The 7,146-nt window shown below is 58.6% G+C and carries 5 protein-coding genes; 2 read left to right on the top strand and 3 right to left on the bottom strand.

What is annotated here, in order from left to right:
- A partial coding sequence (locus IEX10_RS17545) for an elongation factor Tu (protein ID WP_188678343.1) occupies window positions 1-786 on the bottom strand: 786 nt, incomplete at its 3' end.
- A 293-nt stretch (window positions 787-1,079) separates the two neighbouring features.
- Between IEX10_RS17545 and IEX10_RS17540 the strand changes: the two genes are divergently transcribed.
- Window positions 1,080-2,453: a cytochrome P450 gene (locus IEX10_RS17540; protein ID WP_188678340.1), complete on the top strand. Its 1,374-nt coding sequence runs from the start codon at window positions 1,080-1,082 to the stop codon at window positions 2,451-2,453.
- Between the two features lie 160 nt (window positions 2,454-2,613).
- Entirely contained in the window at window positions 2,614-4,593 is a 1,980-nt protein-coding gene (locus tag IEX10_RS17535; protein WP_188678338.1) for a bifunctional 2',3'-cyclic-nucleotide 2'-phosphodiesterase/3'-nucleotidase, read from the top strand.
- A 69-nt stretch (window positions 4,594-4,662) separates the two neighbouring features.
- On the opposite strand, the gene IEX10_RS17530 is transcribed toward IEX10_RS17535, so the two are convergent.
- Both IEX10_RS17530 and IEX10_RS17525 read right to left on the bottom strand, forming a co-directional pair.
- The gene (locus IEX10_RS17530; protein ID WP_188678337.1) at window positions 4,663-5,778 is read right to left on the bottom strand and encodes a M48 family metallopeptidase; all 1,116 of its coding nucleotides are present in this window, start codon (window positions 5,776-5,778) and stop codon (window positions 4,663-4,665) included.
- 17 nt (window positions 5,779-5,795) lie between these two features.
- Window positions 5,796-7,091 carry a DUF898 family protein gene (locus IEX10_RS17525; RefSeq protein WP_229678614.1) on the bottom strand — a complete coding sequence of 432 codons (1,296 nt, stop codon included), beginning with the start codon at window positions 7,089-7,091 and terminating at the stop codon, window positions 5,796-5,798.
- Window positions 7,092-7,146 lie beyond the last annotated feature (55 nt).

Genomic DNA, 7,146 nt, shown 5'->3' with positions numbered 1-7,146 from the left:
TTTGCGGAACATTTCAACACCAGTACAAGTGGTTGTTGAGGTGTCTTTGATGCCAACGATTTCGATGCTGTCGCCAACATTGATCACGCCACGTTCAATACGGCCGGTTACAACTGTACCGCGACCGGAAATCGAGAACACGTCCTCGATCGGCATCAGGAAAGGCTCGTCAACAGCGCGTGGTGGCTGTGGGATGTATTCATCAACAGCAGCCATCAGCTCGGCGATTTTGTCTTTACCGATGTTGTCGTCACGGTCTTCTAGAGCCGCCAGAGCAGAACCGGCGATGATTGGGATATCGTCGCCCGGGTAGTCGTACTCGTTCAGCAGCTCGCGGATTTCCATTTCAACCAGTTCCAGCAGCTCTTCGTCGTCTACCTGGTCAACTTTGTTCATGAAAACAACCATGGACGGGATGCCAACCTGGCGACCCAGCAGGATGTGCTCGCGGGTTTGTGGCATAGGGCCGTCAGCCGCGTTCACAACCAGAATCGCGCCGTCCATTTGCGCCGCACCGGTGATCATGTTTTTCACATAGTCAGCGTGGCCCGGGCAATCAACGTGGGCGTAGTGACGGTTCTCTGTTTCATACTCAACGTGAGCAGTGGAAATAGTGATACCGCGTGCTTTTTCTTCTGGCGCGCCGTCGATCTCGTCGTAGGCTTTGAAGTGGTCCGAAAACTGCTTGGTAATCGCAGCCGTCAGAGTCGTCTTGCCGTGGTCAACGTGGCCGATTGTACCGATGTTACAATGCGGCTTCGTGCGTTCAAATTTCTCTTTTGCCATCATGGCCTCCGTCTTCATGCGGCACGACAGTGCCAAGTGTGATAGGCCTTACCACAAGACCCGCAGAGGTGCGACTGCACCCCGATTCCGATTTGCTGTCAGGTAATTGGCCTGAGCACAAAAATCAACCGTCAAAATGGGGAAAACGCGCGGCATCCCCCGTCTATCAGGGTGAAATCCGTATCACACCGCCATTGCTGCACCCAACCCGCCAGTTTTGCGCGGGCTTCGGGCTGCCAAATCACTGGAAGCGACGGCGGTTTGGCCTATACTAAGCGTATAGGAGCCAGACCATGCCAGACGGAACCCGCCCCCCTGCCCTGCCACCCAAAGTCGAACTGGTTCAACAGCCGTTGGGGATATTGCAAACTCTGCGCAAGGCGCGGGAGAACCTGATAGAGATCATCCCCGAAATTGCCACAAAACAGCCGATTATCACCGGCAAGACCGGCATTATCCGCTGGCATATGGTTATGGACCCCGAGGCCAACCGGCGCATTCTGAAGGAAAAGCTGGATATTTATCCGAAGTCCGATGTGACCAAGAATATCCTGCGCCCCGCCATTGGCGACAGTATGTTTGTGGCGGAAGGGGCGCACTGGCGCTGGCAGCGCCGCGCGGCTGCCCCTGTGTTTTCCCACCGCAACATTGCCGCGCTCGCCCCGATCATGTCTGCCAGTGCGCAGGCTGTTTGCGACCGGTTGGAAAACTGCGGCGGACAGGCCGATGTGTTTGACGAAATGGTCCGCGCCACGTTCGAGGTGATTTCCGACGTTACATTTTCCGGCACAGGGTCGATGGACAGCAGCGGCGTTCATCGCGCGATTGATGCCTATATCGACCAGACCGCGCGGGTGTCCCTGTTCGACGTGCTCGGCGTGCCCACATGGGTGCCGCGCCTGTCGCGGGTGTTCGGGCCCAATTCCCTTGGCAACATGAAGTCCATCGCGGATGAAAGCATCAACGCCCGCCGTGCCAGCGGACCCAAACCGGTGCCGGACCTGCTGGACCTGCTGCTAGAAGGGTCAGACCCTGAAACCGGCCGTCAGATGAACAGTGCGGAACTGCGGGACAACCTGTTAACCTTCATCGTTGCCGGCCATGAAACAACCGCGCTGACACTCGGCTGGGCGCTGTACTTATGCGCGTTTGATCCTGAAGTTCAGGAAAAGCTGCGGGCAGAAGCTCAGTCCGTTCTGCAAGGGCGGATCGCCACCGGCGAGGATGCGGCGCGGATGCCCTATTGCACGCAAGTCATAAAAGAGACCCTGCGGCTTTATCCCCCTGCCGCCTTTCTGTCGCGTACTGCGCAGGCGGATGACACGCTATGCGGGCGCGACATTCGGCGCAAGGACACGGTGATGTTGCCAGTCTATGCGCTGCACCGCAACGAACTGTTGTGGGATGAACCGGATGCTTTCCGTCCAGATCGGTTTGGCCCTGATGCCAGCCACGACCGGTTTAGCTGGCTGCCCTTCGGGGATGGCCCCCGCGTCTGCATCGGCAGTCACTTCGCTATGGTTGAGGCCACCATCATCCTGTCCACGCTGATCTCGCGCTTCCGGTTCGAGCGGATTGAAGGGCGAGATCCGAAACCAGTACTGGTTCTGACCCTGCGCCCCGAAGGCGGCGTGCCGCTGCGTATTTCGCCCGCCCCGCAAGGTTGAAACGGAAAATCTTGTCTCAGGCGACAAAGCGGCCTAGGCTCTGGCATCCGCTTTGCCCTCGCATGAGGATTTCACAAGACTGTCATACCTCTCTGCTAGGTGCGCGGCATATCCGGTCTTTAAGGGCCGGAGCCTGCCAACAGCCAACGGGAGTATCACCATGACCAAGTCTTTTTCACAGATGAACCGCCGCCGTTTTCTCGGCACCGGCGCCGCCACAACCGCCTTGTTGGCGTTGCACCCTTTCTCCGTAAATGCTGCGGCCAATCAGGCCCATTTGCGGATCATGGAAACCACTGATCTGCACGTTCACGTCTTTCCATACGATTATTACGCCGACCGCCCGTCCGATAAGGTGGGCCTGTCCCGCACCGCCGCCCACATAGACGCGATCCGCGCGGAATCCACCAACTCCATGCTGGTAGACAACGGCGACTTTCTGCAAGGCAACCCGATGGGCGATTACATTGCCTATGAAAGGGGCATGAAAGAGGGTGACAGCCATCCGATCATCACCGCGATGAACGCGCTTGGCTATGAGGCATCGACCCTTGGCAATCACGAATTCAACTATGGTCTGGATTTCCTGATGAAGTCCCTCGCCGGAGCCGACTTCCCTGTGGTCAGCGCAAATATAGTTAAGGAAAAGGGCGCAAATCCCCGTGGGGACACCGGATTGCTGAAGCCTTATGTGATTCTCGACAAGGAAATTACTGACGGGTCCGGCGAAACGCACAGCATTAAGATCGGGTTGATCGGCTTTGTCCCGCCGCAAGTTATGAACTGGGACCGCCGCCATCTGGAAGGCAAGGTCGAGGCCCGCGATATTCTGGAAACCGCGCGGGCATGGGTGCCGGAAATGAAGGAGAAAGGCGCGGATGTCATCATTGCGCTGTCCCACTCCGGTATCGGGTCTGCGCAGGAAAGTGAGGGCATGGAAAATGCCTCTGTGCCGCTGGCGTCAGTGGACGGGATCGACGCGCTGATGACCGGTCACAGCCATCTGGTCTTCCCGAGCGAGAAATACGCAGGCTTCGCCGGAGTGGACGCCGAAAAAGGCACGATCCACGGCAAACCGGCCACAATGGGCGGCTTCTGGGGCTCGCATCTTGGGGTGATCGACCTGATGCTGGAGAAATCCGGCGGCGCTTGGCAGGTGGTCACATCCAGCACGGAAACCCGCCCGATTTCCAAGCGGGACGAAAACCGCAAGACCATCGCGCTGGTGGACAGTGTCGCCATGGTGGAAAACAGTGTTCAGGCCGAGCATGACGCAACGCTCGCCTATGTGCGTCGCTCGGTAGGTAAGACCGCCGCGCCGCTGCATTCCTATTTCGCGCTGGTCGCGGACGATCCTTCCGTGCAAATCGTCTCTCAAGCGCAGACGTGGTACATTACCGAGATGATGAAAGGCACCGAATGGGAAGCCCTGCCGATCCTGTCCGCTGCTGCACCCTTCAAGGCCGGTGGACGCGGCGGGCCGGAGTATTACACCGATGTACCAAAGGGCGATGTGGCGATCAAAAATGTCTCTGACCTTTACCTTTATCCAAACACGGTGCGCGCCGTGAAGGTTAACGGCGCACAGGTTCGCGGCTGGCTGGAGCGTTCGGCAGGAATGTTCAATCAGGTGGAAGCGGGTAAGCCCGATCAAATCCTGCTGAACCCTGAATTTCCGTCCTACAACTTTGATGTGATGGACGGCGTGACCTATAAAATCGACCTCTCCCAGCCCTCGCGGTTTGATGCCAAGGGCACAGAGATTAACCCTGATGCGCAGCGAATTACTGATCTGATGTTTGACGGGAAACCAGTCACCGATGACATGGAATTCATCGTGGCCACCAACAACTACCGCGCCAGCGGCGGCGGCGCGTTTCCAGGGGCCAAAGGGGACACCATCGTCTTTGAAGGACCGGACACCAACCGCGATGTGATCGTGCGCTATATTGTCGAACAAGGCACCATCAACCCGACAGCCGACGGCAACTGGGGGTTCGCGCCGCTGGAAAACACCAGCGTTCTGTTTGATACCGGCCCCAAAGGGGCAGAGCGGATTTCCGATGTGAAGGGCGTTGATCTGGAACAGGCGGGCGACGGACCGGATGGATTTGCCCGCTACCGCATCACGCTCGGGTAATTTCTTCCGAAACAGGCTTGCATGACACCGAAAGGGCCGGATTTCCGGCCCTTTTCAATGCCAGCAGATTCAGTCGCAGATGTTTTGCAACGCCCGCCACTCGGTCTGTGTCAGAACCGGCGTGAAGGGACCGTCCCCAACCGCATCCGCAGCACGCGCCGCGTCCGCGCGGCCTTGCAGATCGGGGTGGCTCGCCAGATGGGACATGAAACCCGCCGTATCGCCATGTTCCTGTTGCAGCGTAATAAAAAACTGCGCGAAGGAATTGGCGGGCAGTCCCGCCGCCGCCAGCCGTTCATGGGCAAACACATCCGCGCCGGTTTCAGCCTGTTGTGAGTATTTTGCCGAGATCAACTGTTCAGCCAGCACCAGCGCCAGCGCGCCACCGGCAAAATCGCCGAACACCATCCCCAGAATACCCACCGATCCGGCAGAGCGCAGCATCAGCCGCGTCGGATCGCGGTTGACCACATGGCCCACCTCATGCCCCAAGACACCGGCCACTTCCTCGGGGGTTTGGGCCGCGTCAATCAGACCACGAAACAGTACCACCTGACCACCGGGCACAGCGAAGGCATTGATCATCTCGTGATCAAACACCTTCACCTTCAAATCATAGGGCACCTCTGCCGCGCCCACAATTCGCGCGGTCATTTTGCGCAGCGCCTGTGATCCGTTCGGACTTTCGCAGGTCATCTCCGCTTCATCGCCCCCCAGAAACGTGCTGATCTGGGCCAGCGCTGTGCGCCCCAAGGCGGCTTCTTTATCAGGGGGAATCATGGTGGCAAGCTGGTTGGCAAGCGATGGCAGGATCACGACCATGATAATCACAACTGACGCCGCCGCCCCGCCGGTCCACAGGAACAATTGTCGGAATTTGGAACGGGACACTTTGACCTTGGCCAGATTGGGCGCAATGGCGCGGATGATGTCTTCGGCGGGTCCGTGGGGCAGGATCAAACGGGCGATACCGTCCTGTCCCTGTCGCAAGACGATCCCTTCGTCCCGCGCCTGATCCGTCACCTCGCGCAGGTCAGCCACAGGCCAGATGATCTCGGGTCCGGTGTCGGGACAGATCACCAGAACCTCGCTGCCGTGACGGTGGTCGCGGTGGACCAGCACGCGGTGCTGGCGCGCCGAGGCCCCGTCGAAATACTTGCCCTTGGCCGGTTCTTCCGTTTCCACGCCCGTCCCTTTCGTTGTTAGATTGCCGCGCCCACATCCAGCGCATCGGCAAAGCCTTCGGCCTCAACCATTTCATCGCGGCTGCGTTGCTGGATGTCGTTCAGGGCGGCAGGGTTCAGGATTTGTGTCTCTTGCACGTAATGCTCCAGAACCGGCTGGCGCACGAAGATCAGGGCGAAAACACCGTAGAGCGTTAGCATCATGATGTAGCCCAAGATAGCCAGAAAAACCCCGATAGCCTCGGTCAGGCCGAATTGTTCAATGCCACCGAACTCTGTGAAATCCTCTAGCGCGAAAATGTCGGAAGACCCCAGAAAATTACCGGCCACAATGAAGAAAGCCGAAAACACCATGCCCGCGCAGGTCGACGACAGCAAACCGCCCAGAACGTAGGTCCAGAACACTTTGGACCCGCGCGGTGTGGCGTTGAACGCCACAGTATTGCCGAGCCGCTTGCTCCCTGCCATGATCCGAAAGGACGCGACCGAGTAGTAAACCACAGCGTAATAGAACCACAGTGCACCAAAGAACGACAGCACCAGCCAGACCGGCTGGCCTTGGGATGCAGCAAGCAGACCCGGTATCGCCATGGCCGCGGCGGCGATAAAGTAGTGTTTCATTGCGGGGTACAAATTCTGCCAGCGGCCGTGCTGCACGAACCGCGCATTGCCATACCACGTGCGGTCGATTTTATACTTCTCCAGCAGGAAAGTCTGGCGCGGCAGCAGTAAACCAAGGGACAGGATCGTCAGAATCCAGTGTCCTGTGGCCCGCCAGACATAGCCCCATGCCGCCGGTTCCACCCCAAAGCGCACGCCGCGCCACCGCGTGCGCGACAGGATATAACGCCGCGCGCGGTATTGGGCGTAAAAGATAAACGGTACCACCGCGACCAGCGTGGCCTGACTGGCAATAATTTGCAGCGCAGTGTCCTGCCCGCTGCCCGAACCGGACAGAAGCGAAAGACCTGCGAACATCAGCAGCAGTTGGAACAGCCCCAGATATACCGCCAGAAATGCCACCGCGATCAAGAAGCCGAGCAGCTTTTCCAACCCGTTGCCGGTGTATTCCATCGGATCACCACCGGGTGCTGTGGCTGACCAAAAGTACTTGCGCACACGGGTCTTGGCCCAAAACCGGTAAATCCCGAGCGTGATCAACGTCAGCAGTGCCGTTTTCAAACCGAGGCGAAACAGCGGCCCCTGCGTCCCGCGATATTCCACCGCCATAGGCGGATCAGCCGGTCCATCAGACGGACTATCCGCATGGGCGGTCAGGCGGGAAAACGGATCGTCGGACGTTGGGCTGCTCATGTTGGCCTTTCAGGAAATCTTGGGCTTCGGGGGATAATGCACGGCAAGCCCGAAA

Source organism: Neptunicoccus cionae, assembly GCF_014643735.1.
Lineage (GTDB): Bacteria > Pseudomonadota > Alphaproteobacteria > Rhodobacterales > Rhodobacteraceae > Amylibacter > Amylibacter cionae.
Note: the sequence above shows the minus strand (reverse complement) of the source record. Positions and strands in the feature narration are given on the sequence as shown.